18 protein-coding genes are annotated in these 19,035 nt (G+C 62.7%); 8 read left to right on the top strand and 10 right to left on the bottom strand.

Translation table 11 applies throughout. The features are described 5' to 3' along the window. Positions 1-177: 177 nt before the first annotated feature. A complete protein-coding gene (locus F0184_RS11000) occupies positions 178-1,563 on the top strand; it encodes a homospermidine synthase (RefSeq protein WP_150496420.1) in 1,386 nt (461 codons plus the stop codon). A gap of 12 nt (positions 1,564-1,575) precedes the next feature. Here F0184_RS11000 and F0184_RS10995 read toward each other — a convergent pair whose 3' ends face one another. After that, positions 1,576-1,914: a hypothetical protein gene (locus F0184_RS10995; RefSeq protein ID WP_150496235.1), complete on the bottom strand. Its 339-nt coding sequence runs from the start codon at positions 1,912-1,914 to the stop codon at positions 1,576-1,578. Between the two features lie 213 nt (positions 1,915-2,127). After that, a complete protein-coding gene (locus F0184_RS10990; protein ID WP_150496234.1) occupies positions 2,128-3,927 on the bottom strand; it encodes an adenylate/guanylate cyclase domain-containing protein in 1,800 nt (599 codons plus the stop codon). Positions 3,928-4,316: 389 nt separating this feature from the next. Here F0184_RS10990 and F0184_RS10985 point away from each other — a divergent pair, with 389 nt between their 5' ends. From F0184_RS10985 to F0184_RS10970, 4 genes are all read left to right on the top strand, one after another. Then, a complete protein-coding gene (locus F0184_RS10985) occupies positions 4,317-4,991 on the top strand; it encodes a substrate-binding periplasmic protein (protein WP_208998434.1) in 675 nt (224 codons plus the stop codon). 264 nt (positions 4,992-5,255) lie between these two features. Next, a complete protein-coding gene (locus tag F0184_RS10980) occupies positions 5,256-6,437 on the top strand; it encodes an aminotransferase (protein WP_150496232.1) in 1,182 nt (393 codons plus the stop codon). 37 nt (positions 6,438-6,474) lie between these two features. Continuing rightward, positions 6,475-7,500 carry an asparaginase gene (locus F0184_RS10975; RefSeq protein WP_150496231.1) on the top strand — a complete coding sequence of 342 codons (1,026 nt, stop codon included), beginning with the start codon at positions 6,475-6,477 and terminating at the stop codon, positions 7,498-7,500. A 30-nt stretch (positions 7,501-7,530) separates the two neighbouring features. Then, the gene (locus tag F0184_RS10970) at positions 7,531-8,331 is read left to right on the top strand and encodes a dimethylarginine dimethylaminohydrolase family protein (protein WP_150496230.1); all 801 of its coding nucleotides are present in this window, start codon (positions 7,531-7,533) and stop codon (positions 8,329-8,331) included. 9 nt (positions 8,332-8,340) lie between these two features. On the opposite strand, the gene F0184_RS10965 is transcribed toward F0184_RS10970, so the two are convergent. Further along, a complete protein-coding gene (locus F0184_RS10965) occupies positions 8,341-9,714 on the bottom strand; it encodes a TIGR03808 family TAT-translocated repetitive protein (protein WP_150496229.1) in 1,374 nt (457 codons plus the stop codon). Between the two features lie 219 nt (positions 9,715-9,933). Here F0184_RS10965 and F0184_RS10960 point away from each other — a divergent pair, with 219 nt between their 5' ends. Next, the gene (locus F0184_RS10960) at positions 9,934-10,221 is read left to right on the top strand and encodes a hypothetical protein (protein WP_150496228.1); all 288 of its coding nucleotides are present in this window, start codon (positions 9,934-9,936) and stop codon (positions 10,219-10,221) included. A gap of 141 nt (positions 10,222-10,362) precedes the next feature. Here F0184_RS10960 and F0184_RS10955 read toward each other — a convergent pair whose 3' ends face one another. From F0184_RS10955 to meaB, 3 genes are all read right to left on the bottom strand, one after another. After that, positions 10,363-10,803: a YHS domain-containing (seleno)protein gene (locus F0184_RS10955; protein ID WP_150496227.1), complete on the bottom strand. Its 441-nt coding sequence runs from the start codon at positions 10,801-10,803 to the stop codon at positions 10,363-10,365. Between the two features lie 145 nt (positions 10,804-10,948). After that, on the bottom strand, positions 10,949-11,554 hold the full coding sequence (locus tag F0184_RS10950; RefSeq protein ID WP_150496226.1) for a pyroglutamyl-peptidase I: 606 nt from the start codon (positions 11,552-11,554) through the stop codon (positions 10,949-10,951). After that, positions 11,551-12,558, bottom strand: coding sequence for a methylmalonyl Co-A mutase-associated GTPase MeaB (gene meaB, locus F0184_RS10945; protein ID WP_150496225.1), 1,008 nt, complete (start codon positions 12,556-12,558; stop codon positions 11,551-11,553). The genes F0184_RS10950 and meaB overlap by 4 nt, the downstream gene beginning before the upstream one ends. 174 nt (positions 12,559-12,732) lie before the next feature. Between meaB and F0184_RS10940 the strand changes: the two genes are divergently transcribed. Beyond that, the gene (locus tag F0184_RS10940) at positions 12,733-13,770 is read left to right on the top strand and encodes a phytanoyl-CoA dioxygenase family protein (RefSeq protein ID WP_150496224.1); all 1,038 of its coding nucleotides are present in this window, start codon (positions 12,733-12,735) and stop codon (positions 13,768-13,770) included. Positions 13,771-13,791: 21 nt separating this feature from the next. On the opposite strand, the gene F0184_RS10935 is transcribed toward F0184_RS10940, so the two are convergent. The 4 genes from F0184_RS10935 to F0184_RS10920 all read right to left on the bottom strand — a co-directional run bounded on the left by F0184_RS10935 (position 13,792) and on the right by F0184_RS10920 (position 18,462). After that, positions 13,792-14,421 (bottom strand): DUF1131 family protein, encoded by a 630-nt coding sequence (locus tag F0184_RS10935; protein ID WP_208998433.1) that lies wholly within the window; start codon positions 14,419-14,421, stop codon positions 13,792-13,794. A gap of 168 nt (positions 14,422-14,589) precedes the next feature. Further along, on the bottom strand, positions 14,590-15,171 hold the full coding sequence (locus F0184_RS10930) for an LOG family protein (RefSeq protein WP_150496223.1): 582 nt from the start codon (positions 15,169-15,171) through the stop codon (positions 14,590-14,592). A gap of 72 nt (positions 15,172-15,243) precedes the next feature. Beyond that, positions 15,244-16,632 carry a dipeptidase gene (locus F0184_RS10925; protein WP_150496222.1) on the bottom strand — a complete coding sequence of 463 codons (1,389 nt, stop codon included), beginning with the start codon at positions 16,630-16,632 and terminating at the stop codon, positions 15,244-15,246. A gap of 270 nt (positions 16,633-16,902) precedes the next feature. After that, positions 16,903-18,462 (bottom strand): helicase HerA-like domain-containing protein, encoded by a 1,560-nt coding sequence (locus F0184_RS10920; protein ID WP_206668336.1) that lies wholly within the window; start codon positions 18,460-18,462, stop codon positions 16,903-16,905. Between the two features lie 161 nt (positions 18,463-18,623). On the opposite strand from F0184_RS10920, the gene F0184_RS10915 reads away from it, so the two are divergent. Then, positions 18,624-19,013 carry a DUF2267 domain-containing protein gene (locus tag F0184_RS10915; RefSeq protein ID WP_150496221.1) on the top strand — a complete coding sequence of 130 codons (390 nt, stop codon included), beginning with the start codon at positions 18,624-18,626 and terminating at the stop codon, positions 19,011-19,013. Positions 19,014-19,035: the final 22 nt, after the last annotated feature.

The following is a 19,035-nucleotide window of genomic DNA, read 5'->3' as shown; positions in this document are numbered from 1 at the left end:
AGCGCCAAGCCCGCCCAAGCCAAGCCCGCCCAAGACAAGCAAATTGCCGCGCGCAAGACATCGCCGCGCCGGGCCTCCGCTGCGAAAAAGCCGGTGGCTAAAGCGGCGTCCGGTCAGCCCGATGCGGCGGTCAAGGCGGACTGGCCGGTGCATGGCACGATCACCGGCCCTATGGTCATGATCGGGTTCGGGTCGATTGGAAAGGGCACCCTGCCGCTCATCGAGCGTCATTTCAACTTTGACAAGACCCGTTTCACCGTCATCGACCCGGTCGATACCGATGCCAAGCTGGTCACAGAGCGGGGTTATACGTTCGAGAAGGTGGCTCTGACCCCGGAGAACTACGAGCAGATCCTCACCGGCTTGTTGACCGAGGGCGAGGGGCAGGGCTTTTGCGTCAACCTGTCGGTCGATACGTCCTCCCTCGACATCATGAAACTGTGCCGCAAGCTCGGTGTTCTTTACATCGACACGGTCGTCGAACCCTGGGCGGGGTTCTACTTCGATGACAGCGCCAAGGCTTCCGACCGCACCAACTATGCGCTGCGCGAAACCGTGCGCAAGCAACAGAAGAAAAACCCCGGCGGCACCACCGCGGTTTCCTGCTGCGGCGCGAACCCGGGCATGGTGTCCTGGTTTGTGAAGAAAGCACTGGTCGATATTGCGACCGACACCGGTTTGAAGTTCGAAGAGCCGTCCTCCCGGAAGGACTGGGCCAAGCTGATGAGCAAGGTCGGTGTCAAGGGGATCCATATCGCCGAACGCGACACGCAGCGGGCGAAAGAGCCCAAGCCCATGGAAGCTTTCTGGAACACCTGGTCGGTCGAAGGCTTTTTGTCCGAAGGTTTCCAGCCGGCCGAACTGGGCTGGGGCACCCATGAGAAATGGAAGCCGAAAAACGCCAAGGAACACAAGAAGGGCTGCCGGGCGGCGATCTATCTGGAGCAGCCGGGGGCCAGCACCCGCGTGCGCACCTGGTGCCCGACCCCCGGCGCCCAATACGGTTTCCTGGTCACCCACAATGAGGCGATTTCGATCGCCGACTACTTCACGCTGGAAGACGGAAAGAAGCTGAAATACCGGCCCACATGCCACTATGCCTACCATCCGGCGAACGTCGCCGTGCTGTCACTTCATGAATTGTTCGGCTCGGCCGGAAAGATCCAGGAGACCTTGCACGTTCTCGACGAGACCGAAATCCAGGATGGGGCCGATGAACTTGGCGTGCTGCTCTATGGCCATGGGAAAAACGCTTACTGGTACGGCTCGCAGCTGACGATCGAGGAAACGCGCGAACTCGCCCCGTATCAGAACGCCACCGGGCTTCAGGTGACTTCGGCGGTCCTGGCCGGCATGGTCTGGGCGCTGGAGAACCCGGAAGCGGGCATCGTGGAAACGGACGAGATGGATTACAAGCGCTGCCTTGAAATCCAGATGCCGTATCTCGGGCCGGTGAAGGGCTACTATACAGACTGGACGCCGCTTGAGGGCCGTCCGGGCTTTTTTCCCGAAGACCTCGACACGACCGATCCCTGGCAGTTCAAGAACATTCTGGTGCGCTGATCAGCTGACCGGTCAAACGAATGCGGGCGATGGTGCCGCCGGATCCGATCCGGCGGCCTCGTCTTCGGCGGCCGCCGCGAGCGGCAGCGGTGCGGTCAAGACCGTTGGCGGGGACATGGCCGCATTAAGCTTTGCGATTTCGTTCAAGGCACGGGCACGCACCGTCTCGCGCTTCCGCTTGTAGGCCATGACATCATGCAGCCGGACTCGGGGTTCGGCACCGTGGTACACGTACTCGATTTTCTCTTTGGCGAGGAAGGCGTCAAGATGGCCCAGCGGAACGTAAAGCAGGGCCGCGGCTTCGGGCCGCGAGAGTTCCAGCATGGTTCTCAAGTCTTTTCTGACGGTCATCGAACGCCTCCTGCATCGAATGATCATCAGTGTAGCCACTTCAAAAGGCTGCCGTAAATCGCTGGAAAACCCGATGGAAGTTTTCGCTAGTCAAAACAACCTAATGCCCAAATACTATTTGTTTACTTTTTATTAACATCATCGAACCTTGAATAAATCTTGGGGTGTTGGGCAGGTATTGGTGCGGCTCTTCTGTTTTCGCGGCTTGGGGGATCAGGGGAGAAGGCGCAGGACATCCACGGCCTGTCCGCGTCCCTTCACCTGCTGCGAACCGACATCGGCAATCCCGATATCGCGATCCAACTCGCCGGCCACCTCGCGCGAGCAGAGGATGATGACCTCGGCGCCGGGATCGATTTCCTTGCCAAGGCTTTCCAGCCGGGAGGCGATGTTCACCGTATCGCCGATCACCGTGTAGTTCACCCGCTCCGGGGCACCGATATCCCCCACGACCAGCGGGCCGACGTGCAGCCCGATCCGCAGGCGCACGGGCTGAAGGCCCCGGGCCGCGCGGGCACGGTTGTCTTCCTTCAGGGCGCGGGCGATCGCCAGCGCAGCATGGGCGGCTTGTTCCGCCGGATTGTCGATTTCCTCCGGCGCGCCCCAAAACGCCATGACGGAATCCCCGATATACTTGTCGATCGTGCCGCCATGGGCTCGCACCTGGCCGCCAATGAGCGCCAGATGGTCATTGATGAAGTTCGCCGTCTCGCTGGCCGTTGCCCCCTCGCACACGGAGGTAAAGCCTGCGATATCGGTAAACAGGACGGCGACCCGGCGGGTTTCGGGCGGGGCCTCGGCCCGGCCTTCGGCCAGGAGCTTTTCGACGAGAGCCTTGGGCACATAGCGGTTGAACGCCCTCAGGCCCGCGACCATTGCGTTGAAACCCCTTGCCAGACTGTCGAGTTCGGTGATCGGGCTTGGCGGCAGAGGAGCCACATGCTCCAAATCCAGGCCTGCGACCCGGTTCGCGCTCTCGGCCGCGCGGCGCACCGGTTTGGCAATGGAATGAGCCAGAAGGGCCGCGCCCACCAGCGACATCCCGAGCATGGCGATGCCCATCAAAAGGGCCTGGTAGAGTTCGTCGAAAGAGTGCTCCAGATAGGCGGCGGGAAAATCCGACCCGACCGTTACCGGCAGAGCGCCAAACTCTTCCGCGGTGACTTCGGTGACCAGCAGACGGCGTTCGCCCGTATCTGACACCCCGACCCGCAGGGTCATCCGTTCGGGCAACGTATGACTCGCTTCCAGGATTTCCATACTGCCATAGGCGCGCAGGAACGGATCGGGAGCCTGATCCAGCGGGACCATGGGCGCGCGTACCGACCGGTCCGGACGAACTTTAAGCAGGTCCGGGTGGGCCAGCAGATGGGTGTCATCGTAGATCAGGTAGACCTTCAGGTTCTCGCCCGATATCCGCGCCGTGAAAGCCGACAACAAATCGAGCGACACCCCGACCGCGACCGTTCCAAGGAAGGTGCCGTCTTTCCAGACCGGCAGAATGTAGGTCACAAGGCTCTGATCCATGGCGGCCCTGTAGGACACCGGCGTCCAGAAGGCCTCACGGCCACCCTCCCATTTGTCGGGGGTGCCGAGGGCTGCGGGAAGTCCGTCGCGGGGGACGCGGGCCGTCACCAGAACACCGTCATCGGCGCCGCGTTGGATCACGATCGCGCTCGCGCCGGCCGGGATGATGGCGATGAGCGATACCTGAGGTGTTCCGGCCAAGCTGCCGAAGGTGAAGGCACCGAGGCCTTCGTCCCCCTCCAGCAGCACCGTGCCCGTCTTGATGGCACGCGAGATGAAGGCCGCCTGTTCCTCGATGTTGTCAAGCTGCCCGGTGAATTCGCGCCTCAGCGCGGTTATGCCCGTGGTCACGAGCTCAGCTCCCATCTCACGGGCGACCCGGTCCGATGTGATCGCCTGGACGGCGAGCACAAGGCCTGCCGTGGCGGCGACCAACAGGCCAATCACGACGGTCAGTGTCGGCGTGAGATGCAGATGGCGTAACAAGGGGACGGGATCCGGCTACGGTTCGTTGGGACTTGTGGAAAGGTATAGAGCCAACCCGTCGGTCCGCGCCAGATCTAAGTCCGCCGGAGCCGGTTTGATGGCGTGTCGTGCGGCGCTTGGACGTTTCCGCCGACCGTGAGGGAAATGGCGATCCCGGCCAAAAGAGTTGGGAAAACTACCACTAATGTCATTTACTGCAGTGCGAATTGTGACATCTGTTTTGGGAACCCGCAGCTCACTACAACTTTCGTATGAAAGCGTTTTTCAAACCCTAGAGCCGCCGTGTCATGCGTATCCTGTCCACAGGCCTGTTTGTGATCCTCACATCGATCGCTGGAGCTGGTTTTCACGCAAACCTGGCATCGGCATCAGGCCAGGCGGAGGTCAGAATGGGGACCGACGACTGGCCTCCCTTCCGCATCCGGACCGAGTGGGGGTTCGTCGGCCTGGATCTTGACGTGATCAACGAAGTCGCCCGCCGCATGGAAATCAACGTACTTGCGCTGCGGTTTCCCTGGGGCCGGAGCTTGAAGTCGATGGAGGCGGGAACGATCGACCTGATGACCGGGCTGGCCTACAGGGCGGAGCGGGCCCAATACATTGCCTATACCGAAACGCCCTACTTCCAGTGCTCGACGGTGTTCTATACCCAAAAGGGGCGGGCGCGGGACCTGTCCGAGTACGAGGACCTGCGCCAGATGAGTGTCGGTTATGTCTTGCATTCCGCCTATTTCGAGCAATTCGATACGGACGAAACGCTCAGTAAAATGGGCGTTGCCGAAGAGATCAGCTTGATCGGGATGCTCAAGAACAATCGCCTCGACGCAATCATCGGGACCGATTGCCAATTGGACTACTTTATCAAGAGCGAAGGTCTCGACGAGGTTATCGAGAAGGCGGATTTTCGGCCGGGCAATGCCGTGGGCCTCTATATCGGGATCTCCAGGAAGTCTCCATGGGCCGCCCGGATCGACGAATTCAATCGCGTGATCCGCGAGCTTCTGGACGAAGGCTTCGTCGCCAATGCGGCCCACGAATACTACGGAAAGCTCGCTGTCCAATAGGTCTTGGGCGGCTCAACGCCCGCGCGGACCCGTGCCGTTCTTCCCGCCGACCCTACCGCCGCACCCGAACCAAAGGGGCCTTTCCGGACCGAACTGCATCTGCAGCACAGTTTTGTGTCTTTCCCCGGCTTCGGGGTGAGGATGTCGTTCGAATTGCTGCAATGAAGCAAAAGCTGTTCTCGACGGGCGCGCTTCAGCCGCGTAAAAGGCGGAAAAATCAAGCGCAAGCGGCGGGAGCGCCGCATCGTTGCGGGAGGCGTTGCGATGAAGCCGACCAATCCGGTCTTCACGGGGATTGAGACGACCATCTTTGAAACCATGTCCCGGCGGGCCATGGCCAATCAGGCGGTGAACCTGGGCCAGGGGTTTCCGGACGTCGATGGTCCGCAGGACATTCGGCAGGTGGCCGCCGAGGCCTTGATGGAGGGCCCGAACCAGTATCCTCCGATGCTGGGGCTGCCGGAACTGCGCCAGGCGGTCGCCGCCGCCAACAAGCGGTTCTATGATCTGGACGTCGACTGGACTCGTGAGGTGGTCGTGACGTCCGGGGCAACGGAAGCCCTCGCCGATACACTGATGGCTTTGGTCGAGCCGGGCGACGAGGTCATTATGATCGAACCGCTTTACGACTGCTATCTGCCCTTGGTCAAACGCGCCGGCGGGATTCCGGTGCGGCTGCGGGTGACCCCGCCGAAATGGGAGCTCGATATCGCCGCGCTCGAAAAGGCCTTCACGGAAAACACCAAGGCTATTCTCATCAACAATCCGATGAACCCGACCGCGAAGGTTTTCTCGCAGGAGGAATTGTCGCAGATCGCCCGGCTTTGCCGCGCGCATGATGTCTATGCCATCTGTGACGAAGTCTACGAGCATCTGGTGTTCGACGGCAATCTGCACCGCCCCTTGATGACTTTCGAGGGCATGAGGGAGCGTTGCGTGCGGATCGGATCCGCTGGCAAGACCTTCTCCCTGACCGGATGGAAGGTCGGCTACATCACCGGTCCGGCCCACCTGCTCGACCCGATCGCCAAGGCGCACCAATATGTCACGTTCACGACGCCGCCGAACTTGCAAAAGGCGGTGGCCTTCGGGCTGGCGAAGAACGATACCTACTATACCGGCCTTGCCGAGGATATGGCCGCAAAGCGCGACCGGATGGCGGCGGGGCTGAGCCGTCTGGGGTTTGAAGTGCTGCCCTGCGATGCAACCTACTTCCTGACCTGCGGAATCGCCGGGCTCGGTCTTGGCGAGGACGACGTGGCGGCGTGCGAACGCCTTGTCGAAGAGGCCGGTGTGGCCACGGTGCCGGTTTCCGCATTTTACGGGGACAATGCACCGGGCGGGTTCATTCGCTTCTGCTTTTGCAAGAAGGATGAGGTGATTGACGAGGCCCTGTCACGGTTGGAAGCCTATCTTTCTCCATCGGCCCGGTCGGCGGCAGGCTGACCGGCCCTTTGCAACTGCAATCCAGGAAAGTTGACCCATGGAAAATCCGGTCCTCGTCGAGGCAACCCGTGGCCCGCTGGTCGAAAGCCGGCACCGCGGGGCTCTTGTCATTGCCGACAGCGCGGGAAAGACCGTGTTCAGCCTCGGAGATATCGGGACGCCGGTTTTCCCGCGCTCCGCCATCAAGGCGCTGCAGGCCTTGCCGCTGCTTGAGTCTGGGGCGGCGGATGCCCTCGACTTTGACGATGCGGAACTGGCGCTCGCCTGCGCCTCTCACAATGGGGAAGAGGTGCACGCCAAATCCGCGCGGATCATGCTCTTGAAGGCCGGCCTGACCGAAGAGGCGCTGGAATGCGGACCGCAATGGCCCAAGCGCATGGAGGACGCGGCCAAGCTGATCCAGGCCGACGAGCAGCCCTGCGCGCTGCACAACAACTGTTCGGGAAAACATGCCGCTTTCCTGGGTCTCGCGCGGGTTCTGGGCGCTCCGACCGCCGGGTATGTCGCGCCTGAGCACCCGGTGCAGCAGGAAATCCGGATCGTTCTGGAACAGATGACCGGTCAGAAGCTGACGGCGGATATCTGTGGCACGGACGGGTGCTCGATCCCCACCTACGCGGCGCCCCTGGATGGATTTGCGCGGGCTTTTGCCGTCTTTGGAACCGGCGAAGGTCTGTCGCCCGGGCGCGCGCGCGCCTGCGAACGCCTCTACGAGGCTTGCGTCAACGAGCCCTACATGGTCGCTGGAGCCGGCCGTTTCTGCACCGAAGTGATGGATGCCTTCCGGGGACGCGTCTTCGTGAAGACCGGGGCGGAGGGTGTCTTTTGCGGATCCATCCCCGAGCTCGGCTTTGGTTTTGCCCTGAAATGCGAGGATGGTGCGACCCGCGCCGCAGAAGTGATGACCGCGGCGCTTCTTGAGGTCTTGCTCGATACGGATGAGGAGCAGGCAGAGGTTCTCGCGCGGCAAGTGACGCCGGAAATCCAGACACGCCGCGGTGTCCGCGCGGGCGAGGTTCGCCCGGCGCCGGACTTTTTGGCCGCGCTGATGTCGATCGGTTGATGTCCAGCCGTTTTCAGAAGGAACGCGATCATGAACACCCGTCCCGGCCTGTCCTGGCAGTTTACCCAAGCGATCACGCGCACCCCGGCGGACAGCGTGGCCAGGGGATTGCGGGCCACCGATCACGGCGATCCGAGCGGCGAAGCGTTCCGCAAGGAACACGCGCTTTACGTTGACGCGCTCAAGGCCGCGGGCCTTGAGGTCGAGGTCCTGCCCGCGCTTGAAGACTTTCCGGACAGCTGTTTCGTCGAAGATCCCGCCTTCTGCCTGCCGGAAGGGGCCATTGTCCTTCGCCCCGGCGCGGAGAGCCGGGAAGGCGAGGCGGCCGCGATCCAGCCCGATATCGAACGCTTCTTCGACATTGTGGTCAATTTGCCCGAAGGTGGCTATGTCGATGGCGGCGATGTTCTGATGCTGGATGACGAAATCCTGATCGGCCTGTCGGCCCGGACCGACCGGCAGGGGGCCGAAAACTTCAAGCGCATTCTGGAAGCCTGGGGCTACACGGCCCGGGTTTGTGAAACCCCGCCGGGGGTTCTGCATCTCAAGACCGCCTGTTCGACCCTCGGCGGGGGCGTCATTCTCGCGGCGCAAGCGATCGCGGAGAGTGGCCTGTTCGGGGATCGCAAGCTTGTGGTGGTCCCTGACGGGGAGGACTACGCGGCCAATGTCATCCGGGTGAACGATGTCGTGCTGGTTCCCGAGGGCTTTCCGCGCACCCTGGCGGCCGTGGAAGCGGCGGGGTTCAAGACCGTCGCCGTTCCAACCCATGAGGCGCGCAAGGTCGATGGCGGCCTGTCCTGCCTGTCGCTGCGCTTCGCACGGTCTTGAGCGCGGGCCTCAGCCCGCGATCTGGTTGCCTTCGATCGACAGGTTGGCAAAGGCCAGGGAGCCGTTGAGTTCGTTTGTGGTCTGATCCAGCCATCGGTAGCCCAGGATTGCGCCGCGGCGGCTGCCCTGGATCACATTGTTGGTGACAACAGCGGAACCCGCGCCGTCGACCACGGTGACGGCGATGCCGGTATCGCATTCGCGCAGGATGTTTTGCGACGCAACCAGATTGCGCATGTAGGGGCCCCAGCCCAGAAGCAGGCCGAACTTGGGCGCGCCTTCGATCACATTGCCGGTAATCGTCGTGTCGGCTTCCGCGGCGATCCCAATGCCGAACCCCGCGACCTCGGGCGGGTATGGACCGGTTTCCGACAGGTTGCGGATCAGATTGCCCGAGCAGACGGCCATGCGGCCGCCATCCATGAAATTCGCGATCGATATGCCCATCGTGCCGCCGTCGACAAGATTGTTTGCGATGATCGCACCTTGAAATCCGAATTCGGAATAGATCGCGGTCTCGCCGGACCGCACGCAGGAATTGCCAAGGATCTGAACATTCGAGCCGGCATTCGACCGGATCGCGGAGAAGGCGCAATCGGTCACGCGATTGTTGGAGATCACGACACCGTGGGCCCGGAACACGTTGATGCCGTTTCCGAATTGACCCGTTCCGCCATATTTCGCGCCGATCCGTTCAACCCGGTTGCCGGACACCAGCGTCCCGTCTTCGCCTTCTTGCCAGCGATGCACCCAGATGCCGCCATTGGCGCAGTCGCTGACGGTGTTGCCGGTGATTTCGAGGCCTTGTGCCTCGTTGGAGCGCAGACCCGCCTCCGCGGCTCCTGAAATCCGGCAGTTTTCCACGCGGCCGGAGCATCGGTCCAGCAACAGACCCATTCTGCTGGATCCGACGATTTCGCAATTGTCCAGCGTGATGTGCCGGGAAGCAATGAAATGCACCAGCCCTTCGGTGAAATCGCCGATGGTCCGGTTGGCTCCATCGAAGGTGAGGCCACGCAGTTCGACATGGCTGACACCTTCGGCTCGGGCCAGCTGGCCGCCCCCGCCTTGATAGATCAGCCGCGTGCGGCCGGGAATGCCGACGATCATCGTGCCGGAGGGAAAACGCAGGTTGGCGACCGGATAGGTGCCGGCCGGGACGAACAAGGCACGCCCCTTTTCCACCGCCCGGTTGATGGCGGTCTGAAACACCTGGCTCTGGTCGGACGTTGCGTTCGGTATCAGGCCCAGGTCTCCGGCATCGATCGACCCGCGCATCTCGGCGAGTTGCACCAGGGCCTGGGCGGTTGTGCCGGACAGGCACACGGCGGTTCCGGCGAGGAACATCCGGCGGCTTAGGGACGGATGTTGTGTCGGTTTCATGCGGATCGGGCTCCAGTATGTCCCATTATCGGACAGGGTGGGGTCTCGACCTCATGCCTCGCAAGAGCCGTGCCGCTTGGCGCTTTTTGTTCCCGAAACCGCTCAGAAAGGGCGTTTTGGAACCGGCCCGGGCGCGTGCGAGAGCGGATTGATCCGCATCAAGGACAATTCAGACGGCTAAGCATTACGCTAACCATGTAACGGGTGGGAGGACCCGGCATGATAACCATTCAAGATTGTATCGACATGAGTGGCCTGGATGAAGCGGAGGTCATGGCGCTCGCCGAACATGAGCACATCAGCGAGATCGCCGCGGCGGCTCTGGGTGCCTATCTCCTCGATCAGCCGCGCGGGGCCGTTCAGATCTCCGCCATGATCAAGGATGACATCCGCGAGGCGCTTGCCCGGGGTGACCGGCACCATGCGCGCGAGCTTTTCATGGCCCTGAGGCATTTCCTGACCGAGCATCGCGAGGCGTTCCACCTTGAAACCGGGCGCCGGATCTAGGGCCGGGATCCCTTTTCAAGGGACCGGCACCGCGCCACCTGGACCTGCGGGTTTTCAGCCGGGACCGATTGCGCACCCAAAGCCGATCGGGTCTCGGGTTGCCATGCATCTTCGGGCGCTTCTGACAGGACGCCCGACCCTCTAGTTTTTCAGCGCCGGCCATTTGGCGTTGGCTTGAGCGATGAAGCCCGGAATATCCCGGCTCCATTGGCGCTGCACGGATCGGGAATAGTTGAGATAGAGCGCGCCATCGACGACCTTGTACGACAAAGGATCGATACCGACCTTGTAGCCGCGGGCAACGCCGAAGGCGCAATAACCGTCATACCGGGGAGCGTACCGTTCGGGATCGCCAACGAACCTGGCTTTGTTTTCCGCCGTCGCGAAATGATAGGTCCGCCCGTTGTGAACGGTGCTGTGGCTGGCACTGCCTTCCACGGGCCGCCGGCCAGTGAAATACGACACTGGATCATAGCCGCTGATCGCCAGATCCGGGCTTTGCGCCTTCAGGTCGGCAACAAGCAGAAACACCGAGCCGGTCAAAAACACAGCGAAAAGGGCAAGGCGTGTGAGACTGAGCATGTCGTGGTCCCCGGTATGCATCCAAATCCGGCCAAGCCGTTCCCCGGCTGCCGCTCACCTGACATTGGAACGGACCGGCATTCACCGCAACCAACATGCCGGTGAGGCGGTCGTGAAGGGCGGTCCTGCCCTCAACAAAACTGTCTCAAGAGCGCAGGATCCGGTCCGTTTCCCGCAAGATGTGGATCGTGGCCGCCTCGATCCGCGGGTAGCCGGGGCGCGGATCATTCCGTCCGCGCGGCAGGGCCGGAACGTGAACGAACACGGCGGGGATGCCGAGACCGAGCGTGTCCCAAAGCGTGGCGTTGCACAAATAGGTTCCGGCATCGCGGGACAATTCGACGGCCGCGCCGCTGCGCCGGGCCGCGGCGGCCAGCCGCCGCACGGATAATGTGGAAGAACGGGATTTTGGACCTTTCGGATCGAGACAGGCCGAGGCGAAGCGCTGGCCGGCGGTGTCTGGTCGGCACCGCGTCGCGCGGTTGGCGGCGCGGGTCTCGATGCGGATTGTCCGCCCTTTGCCATCAACCCCGAAATGGACGACTGCGTCGGCTTTCACCTCCTCGGCGATCATCCGCGTTGTCATCTCGCGCGCGTCCCAAGCGGGCGTCAGGACAGCAAACACGAAGGCGTTGCTGGAGGAGCGGGGGAACCGCCGGGCCAGGTCCTTGATTAGCCTTTCCGTCGGATTGACCGGAACGCCGGGGAAGCCGGAAAACCCGGTCACCAGAATGGTCTTTCGCCCTGTCATGGGATATCGGCCAGGCCAATCAGCGCCGAGAGTTCGTCAACGGCAAGCGAGACTGCCGTTTCGCCCGCGCGCACGGAGCCTTCCAGTTCGGCAAGCCGTCCGGCGGTCTTCCGGTTGGACCTAAGCGCGTCCATCATCCGTTGTTGCAGGAGATCCCACATCCAGGCGACCTGCTGATCCGCGCGCCGGCTCTGCCACTCGCCCGTGGCCGTCATCTTGGACCGGTGCAGCTCGATTTGTTCCCAAAGGGCTTCGAGGCCCTCATTGGCAAGGCCCGAGACAGTGACGACCGGGGGAGACCAGGTCAGTGATTTGGGGGCGAGTATATGCAGGGCGGCCCGGTAGTCCGAGGCGGCCGCGCGCGCCCGGTCGGCCCCTTCGCCATCGGCCTTGTTGACCGCGATCATGTCCGCGATTTCAAGGACACCCTTCTTGATGCCCTGCAACTCGTCGCCCGCTCCCGGGAGCATGAGGACCAGGAAGAAATCCACCATGTCGGCAACCGTTGTCTCCGATTGCCCGATGCCGACGGTTTCGACCAGAATGACGTCGAAGCCGGCTGCCTCGCACAACAGCATGGTCTCGCGCGTCTTCGCCGCGACCCCGCCCAATGTGCCTGCGGACGGGGACGGCCGGATGAAGGCGTTCGGATCGACCGCGAGGCGGGCCATGCGGGTCTTGTCGCCGAGGATCGAGCCGCCGGTCCGTGTGGACGACGGGTCGACCGCCAGCACGGCGACTTTGTGGCCCCTGGCGGTCAGATTGGATCCCAGGGTGTCGATGGTGGTGGATTTACCGACGCCGGGAACCCCGGTAATGCCAACCCGGTGCGCCCGGCCAGTCAGGGGAAGAAGGTCCTGGATCAACAGGTGGGCGGTCCGCCTGTGCTCGATCTTCCGGGATTCCACCAGGGTGATCGCGCGGGCCAGCGCGGCCCTGTTGCCCGCGCGCAGGGCTGACGCCAGGGCCGCCGGATCTGTTCGGGAAAGAGTTTGTGTCGCCATGGCACAAGGCTTACCCGAGGAATCGCGACGGGTCACGGCGGAACTTGAACAAAGGCTGATCCAAGGTCTGAGCGGTGGACGGATCACGTGCGACGACGCCCGCAGCTTGCGTTTTGCGGCAATCAGGTTTTTCATCAGGCCTCACCAGACCGTCTGAAATGAGGAAGGCGCGCTGTGACACCCTTGAACTATCTGAAAGCGCCGATCTGGCTGCTTGGACTGGCGGGGACCGACAAATCGCCCCGCAAGAACCCTTTTCTTGGCAGTGAGCGGCTGAATGCCTGGGGACTGCATCGTAAGCGGGTGCGCCTCGCGGCCCGCATGGCCGCGCATCGTCGCAAGCTCCTGGGGCGGGCATTGCGGCCGGAGGATCAGGCATTTTTCGATGAGAACGGCTATGTGCTCGTCCGCGATTTTCTGCCTGCGGAGACTTACGCACAGCTCAAGGAAGAGGTGTTCGGCCAGCCCTTGCCCTGCCGCGAAATGCGGCAAGGTCAGGCCGTGACCCGCATGACGCCGCTTCCGCCCGATGTTCTCAAGAAGAACCCGGCTTTGAAGTCGGCGGTTCACGATCCGCGCGCCCTCGGACTGATCCGTTATGCTGCGGCCCAGGGCGGCGTGCCGATCTCGTTTTTGCAGACCGTCATCGTGGATCCGCACGGTCAGCCGGAAAAAGACCCGCAATCGGATGTGCACGCGGACACTTTCCACGCGACCTCAAAGGCCTGGCTCTTTCTTCAGGACGTGGGCGAGGACGACGGTCCGTTCTGTTTCGTGCCGGGATCGCACAAACTCACGCCGGAACGGCTGGAGTGGGAGTATCAGTGTTCGTTAACGGCGGCACGGGATCCGCGTTCCCACCACGCCAGCGGATCGTTCCGGATCCGGCCGGACGAACTGGAGGCGCTGGGTCTTCCCCAGCCAAAGCGCATGGTGGTGCCGGAAAACACTCTGATCGTGGCCGATACCTATGCCTTTCACGGCCGCACGCCCTCGCCGAAACCGACGATCCGGTCCGAGGTCCATTGGCACATGCGGCGCAACCCTTTCCTGCCGTGGACGGGCTTGGACGTGAAGGCCTTGCCCGGCGTGAAGGACCGGGCGTTGCCGCTGGCGCTGGCTGCCGAGGATTTCATGGAACGGCGCGGCGGCCGTGGCTCGGTGTGGCGTCCTGTCGGGGATATGCTGATCACCGATCGGCCGCGGGTGTAGCCCGCCGCCGTGCATTTGCCGTCAGGTTTTCGGGGTCCACAGGATCCGCTGGAGCTCGGCGTCAAAAAGCTCCTTTGCCGGCGGCAGCCGGTCGAACGGTCCCTGATAGCCGGGAATGGCATAGACCAGCTCGATATTCGGATGGCCTTCCGATGTGCAGATCGCCATGCCGCGCCACAGGTTGCGGCCCACCCGGCAATCGGCCGCCGCGGTACCGATCTCGGAAAAGGTCATCCCGATCCGCTCGCCATTCGGCCCGGCCAGATGGTGGGTCACGCCATGCACGGCGCCAATCCTGCCGTTCGGCCCCTTGAAGATCTGCAGCACTTGAAACCCGTCCGAATTGAAGGCGGCCAAAGCCCATTGCGTGTTGTCTTCAACCGCGCTCTGGATCCCCTCCGTGGTGAACCCCGGCAGGGCCGCTTCGATTGATTTCGGGCCATAGGCCGTTTCGGCGTTGATCCCGCCAACATGATCGTCATCGATCTGGATCAAGGTCAGGTTGGATGTCCTGAAGCTGCTGGCGGGTGTCTCGAGATCGCTCGAGGGAGAGCACGCGCCTGCGAGAAGGCACAGGCCCAAAAAACTTCCTGCAACGGAAAAACGCATCAAAACCACTTTCTCGGTCGGCACTGTTGGGGTGTCGTTCACGGTGGCGGCCTCTTAACATCGGCCGGACCCGCGCAAAAGCCACCGGTCATACAATTCACGTTTTTCGGCTTGCCGTTCGGAGTGCCGGGGCCGGTCGGAATGTGTATCCGCCAAACCGCCGCATTCCCGCCGAAAGCCGCGTCGGCGCCCGCCGCTGGCCTTTTCCGCTCAGGTCTCGTCCTTGCCGATCCATTTGGGCGTCGCAGGTGGCTCGTAGCGGTTGAACTGCGCGATCAGGTCTTCGGGTGTGGGGGCCACTTTCACCATGTCGCGCATGACCGGCTTCATGAACCCTTCCCGTGTCTGGTGGTCTAAGAACCCGATCAAACCATCATAAAACCCGTCAATATTCACGAAGCCGCAGGGTTTGCGGTGCAGGCCGAGCTGTCCCCAGGTCCAGATCTCGAAAATCTCTTCCATGGTGCCGGCCCCGCCGGGCAGGGCCGCGAACCCGTCGGAAAGGTCGGCCATCAGGGCCTTTCGCTCGTGCATGCTGTCAACGATATGGAGTTCGGTGAGCCCCTTGTGGGCGAGCTCCTTTTCCTCAAGCACTTTCGGCAGGACACCGATCACCGTTCCGCCGGCCGAAAGCGCGGCATCGGCGACCACTCCCATCAGACCGACGGACGCCCCGCCATAGACGACCGTCAGACCCGCTTCGGCTATAACCCGCCCCGTGGCGCGCGCGGCGTCGGTGTAAAGGGCGCGGGCGCCAAAACTGGAGCCGCAGAACACACAGATGGATTTCATTTGCCTTGTCCCGTGAGCAGGGGGGCGGAGAGGAGCGTGCACGGGCCATTTCGGTCCGCGCCCGCCGGCCGGTCAGTTCTTCGCCAGTTCGTCCAGCACCCGGGCCCAGGAGCGGATTCCCTTGTGAAAACTGGTCAGGTTGTATTTTTCATTCGGCGAATGGATCTGGTCGTCTTCCAGACCGAAACCGATCAAAAGCGTGTCCATGCCCAGTTCGCGCTTGAAATCGCCGACGATCGGGATCGAGCCGCCCATGCCGATCAACGCGGCCTCCACGCCCCATTCGTCATGCAGCGCCTTCTTGCCCTTGGCGAGAGCGGGCATGTCCGGGTCGAGCCGCAGCGCCGGGCTGCCGTCCTTGGCCAGAAACTCGACCGAGCAGTCCTCCGGGATTTTCGAGCGCACATAGGCGCGGAAGCTCTCGCGGATCTTGTCCGGGTCCTGGTCGCCGACAAGGCGGAAGGTGAACTTGGCGTGGGCCTGGGCGGGAATCACCGTTTTGGATCCGGCGCCCTGGTAGCCGCCCCACATGCCGTTCACCTCGGCTGTCGGCCGGGTCCAGATGTGTTCCAGCGGCTTGCGGCCGGTTTCGCCGCGCGGTTTGCTCAGGCCGATCTCGCCGAGGAACGTGTCGAGCGAAAACCCGAGCTTGTCCCACATCGCCGTGATGTCGTCCGGCATCTCCACCACGCCGTCATAGAACCCGGGCAGTGTTATCCGTCCGGTCTCGTCATGCAGGCCGGCGATGATGTTGGCGACAATGTGGTTGGGGTTTTGCGCCGAGCCGCCGTAGTGGCCGGAGTGGAGGTCGCGGTTGGCGGCCCGCACGACGATCTCGTCGCCCACCATGCCGCGCAGCATGATGGAGATGGCCGGGGTGGTGGCGTCCCACATGCCGGTGTCGCACACCAGCGCCAGATCGGCCTTCAATTCGTCCTTGTGCGCCTGGAGAAACGGATCCAGCGAAGGCGAGCCCGTTTCCTCTTCGCCTTCGAACAGGATCGATACATCGACCGGAAGGTCGCCCGTCTCGGCCATATAGGCACGCGCGGCCTCCACGAATGTCATGAGCTGGCCTTTGTCGTCCGCCGAACCACGGGCAACGATGATCTTCGAGCCGTCCTCGCGGGTGACCAGGGCAGGGTCGAACGGATCGCGGGTCCAAAGGTCCAGCGGGTCGACCGGCTGGACATCATAGTGGCCGTAAAAAAGCACATGCGGCCCGGGTTTGCCGGTCTTGCGGTGGCCCACCACCATGGGGTGGCCCGCCGTGTGCCGCACGCTGGCTTCGATCCCGATCGCCGTCAGTTCCCTGGCCAGCCACTCGGCCGCCTCCCGGCAGTCGTCCTTGTAGGCGGGGTCGGTTGAAATGGACTTGATCCGCAGGAGATCAAACAAGCGGTCGAGGCTCGCATCCAGATCCTGATCGATCCGGGCGAGGACGGTGTCGATGGTGCTCATCGCGCATCCTTCCAAGGGTGTTTTCAATAGGGCGGCCTTGAGCCGTGGGGCGCCTAACAGGCCATATCGCGGCGCAAAGCGCAATTCGTTTGTCAGTGGATTATCGATGTGTTTTCCGCGCGCTGGCTGTGTCCCCTCACATCATGCGGGGGCATTGGCTCCAGCGGAAAGACCGTCTCTGTCTTGCACCGTTTCCTGGAGTTGCTCCCGACAGCCAAAGCCCGCCTTTCGCTTGCCTGGTCCGGATCGCGCATCATCGCCACCAACCTGTCATTTGCCGCGTTTCAAAGACCCCATCAGTCCGCGCACCAACGCCCGGCCGAGGGAGCTTCCGAAGCTGCGCGCCGCGGATTTGAGGCCCGCCTCCAAAGCCGTGTCACGGCTGCGCCGGCGCTGGCCTTTCTGGGCGATGCTTTCGGGCCGGGACCGGTCGTCGCGGCCAAAGTCGGGCAGTTGGAAGCCGGAGCGGGTGCGTCTGGGTACACCCTCATCCCGCCAGGTTTTTTCTTCCAATCCGCGCTGGCGTTGCTCCAGGCGGGAGGTTTCATCGGCCCGCTGCGCGAGGATCTCATAGGCTGATTTCCGGTCCTTCACACGCTCGTACAGACCGAAAGCCGCGTTGGCCTGAATCACCGCCCGCCTTTCCGCCTCGGTGATTGGTCCGAGCCGGGACGAGGGCGGGCGGATCAGCGTGCGTTCCACGACCGACGGGATCCCCTTGCCTTCCAGCGTTGAAACCAGGGCTTCCCCCACACCCAGTTCCTGGAGGACCCGTTCCGTATCGAGGTCCGGGTTCGGGCGGAAGGTTTCGGCGGCGGCGCGCACGGCTTTCTGGTCGCGTGGTGTGAACGCCCGGAGCGCATGCTGCACCCGGTTGCCGAGCTGGGCCAGCACGGTATCGGGCAGATCCATCGGATTTTGTGTCACGAAATAGACGCCCACGCCCTTGGAGCGGATGAGCCGGACCACCCGCTCCACCATTTCGATCAGCGCCTTCGGGGCATCGTTGAACAGAAGATGCGCTTCGTCGAAGAAGAACACGAGCTTGGGCTTCTTCGGGTCTCCGACTTCGGGCAGCTCTTCGAACAACTCCGACAAGAGCCAGAGGAGGAACGTTGCGTAAAGGCGCGGAGCCTGCATCAGCTTGTCGGCGGCGAGCACGTTGATCAGTCCCCGGCCATCCGGTGCGACGCGCAAGAGATCGCGGATATCAAGGGCCGGTTCCCCGAAGAAATGCTCCGCGCCCTGGCGCTCCAGCACGAGCAGCCGGCGTTGGATCGCGCCGATCGATGCCTTCGAGACAAAGCCGTAAAGCTTGGACAGTTCCGAGGCCCGGTCGGCGAGATGGGTCAGGAGCGCCTGCAGGTCCTTCAGGTCGAGGAGCAGGAGCCCATTGTCGTCGGCCAGCTCGAATGCAACGTTGAGGACACCTTCCTGGGTATCGTTCAGCTCCAGCAGGCGGGACAGCAGGAGAGGACCCATTTCCGACAAGGTTGTGCGGACCGGATGTCCCTGGCTGCCGAAGACATCCCAGAAGGCGACCGGGAACGCCTCATACGTGTAGCGGTCCGCAAATCCGATCGTTTGGGCGCGCTTGTCCAGAAAGTCCTTGGGTTCGCCGGGCATTGCCAGTCCAGCAAGGTCGCCCTTGATATCGGCGCAGAAAACCGGGACGCCCGCCGCCGAGAAGCCTTCGGCCAGGATCTGCAGCGAAACGGTTTTTCCCGTACCGGTCGCCCCGGCGATCAGGCCGTGGCGGTTTGCAAGCTTCAATGCCAGCTCGATGTCCCGATTGGCCCCACCGATGAAAATCGAACTGTGATCACCCACGGGTGCCTCCTGAATGCGCTGCGAATCTGTCTGATCAGTTTGGCGTAAGCAAAGCACCCCGCAGGGCCCTTGTCACCGTCGACGCGCTGTCTCTTCTGGCGTATAGCGTGTCGAAATACGCGGCCCCATGGCCGCCTTGGCACGTCAGGGAGAAAAACGACATGCAGGACCTCATCGACCGGATTGCACAGGCAGCCGATATCTCAGCCGAAACATCCCGGAAGGCCATCGGGATCATCCTCGGTTTCCTGGAAAAAGCGGGCCCGGAAGACAAGGTTGCGGAGGTGTTCGCGGCCCTTCCCGGAGCACGTGAACTGGTAGATGAGAAGGCGGCCGAAAAGTCCGGCGGCATGTTGTCCGGCCTCGGCAATATGATGGGCGGGATGGGCGCGGCCATGGCCGCCTTGAACGAACTCACATCCGCCGGCCTTTCGATGGATGAGATCAAATCCGTAACCCAAGAACTCGTCGCTTATGCTAAGGAAAAAGCGGGGGAAGAGACCGTCGACGAAGTTATTTCAAAGATCCCGGGCCTAAACCAAATCGTGTAGCCCCATAGACGGTCATTGGTCC

The sequence above is a fragment of the Roseibium aquae genome (assembly GCF_008711285.1).
GTDB classification, from domain to species: domain Bacteria; phylum Pseudomonadota; class Alphaproteobacteria; order Rhizobiales; family Stappiaceae; genus Roseibium; species Roseibium aquae.
Note: the sequence above shows the minus strand (reverse complement) of the source record. Positions and strands in the feature narration are given on the sequence as shown.

Excerpts from the sequence above, each read along its gene's own strand:
- F0184_RS11000 (WP_150496420.1), top strand. The coding sequence starts at position 178 with ATGATCGGGTTCGGGTCGATTGGAAAGGGCACCCTGCCGCTCATCGAG.
- F0184_RS10995 (WP_150496235.1), bottom strand. The coding sequence starts at position 1,914 with ATGACCGTCAGAAAAGACTTGAGAACCATGCTGGAACTCTCGCGGCCC.
- F0184_RS10985 (WP_208998434.1), top strand. The coding sequence starts at position 4,317 with ATGGGGACCGACGACTGGCCTCCCTTCCGCATCCGGACCGAGTGGGGG.
- F0184_RS10980 (WP_150496232.1), top strand. The coding sequence starts at position 5,256 with ATGAAGCCGACCAATCCGGTCTTCACGGGGATTGAGACGACCATCTTT.
- F0184_RS10975 (WP_150496231.1), top strand. The coding sequence starts at position 6,475 with ATGGAAAATCCGGTCCTCGTCGAGGCAACCCGTGGCCCGCTGGTCGAA.
- F0184_RS10970 (WP_150496230.1), top strand. The coding sequence starts at position 7,531 with ATGAACACCCGTCCCGGCCTGTCCTGGCAGTTTACCCAAGCGATCACG.
- F0184_RS10965 (WP_150496229.1), bottom strand. The coding sequence starts at position 9,714 with ATGAAACCGACACAACATCCGTCCCTAAGCCGCCGGATGTTCCTCGCC.
- F0184_RS10960 (WP_150496228.1), top strand. The coding sequence starts at position 9,934 with ATGATAACCATTCAAGATTGTATCGACATGAGTGGCCTGGATGAAGCG.
- F0184_RS10955 (WP_150496227.1), bottom strand. The coding sequence starts at position 10,803 with ATGCTCAGTCTCACACGCCTTGCCCTTTTCGCTGTGTTTTTGACCGGC.
- F0184_RS10950 (WP_150496226.1), bottom strand. The coding sequence starts at position 11,554 with ATGACAGGGCGAAAGACCATTCTGGTGACCGGGTTTTCCGGCTTCCCC.
- meaB (WP_150496225.1), bottom strand. The coding sequence starts at position 12,558 with ATGGCGACACAAACTCTTTCCCGAACAGATCCGGCGGCCCTGGCGTCA.
- F0184_RS10930 (WP_150496223.1), bottom strand. The coding sequence starts at position 15,171 with ATGAAATCCATCTGTGTGTTCTGCGGCTCCAGTTTTGGCGCCCGCGCC.
- F0184_RS10925 (WP_150496222.1), bottom strand. The coding sequence starts at position 16,632 with ATGAGCACCATCGACACCGTCCTCGCCCGGATCGATCAGGATCTGGAT.
- F0184_RS10915 (WP_150496221.1), top strand. The coding sequence starts at position 18,624 with ATGCAGGACCTCATCGACCGGATTGCACAGGCAGCCGATATCTCAGCC.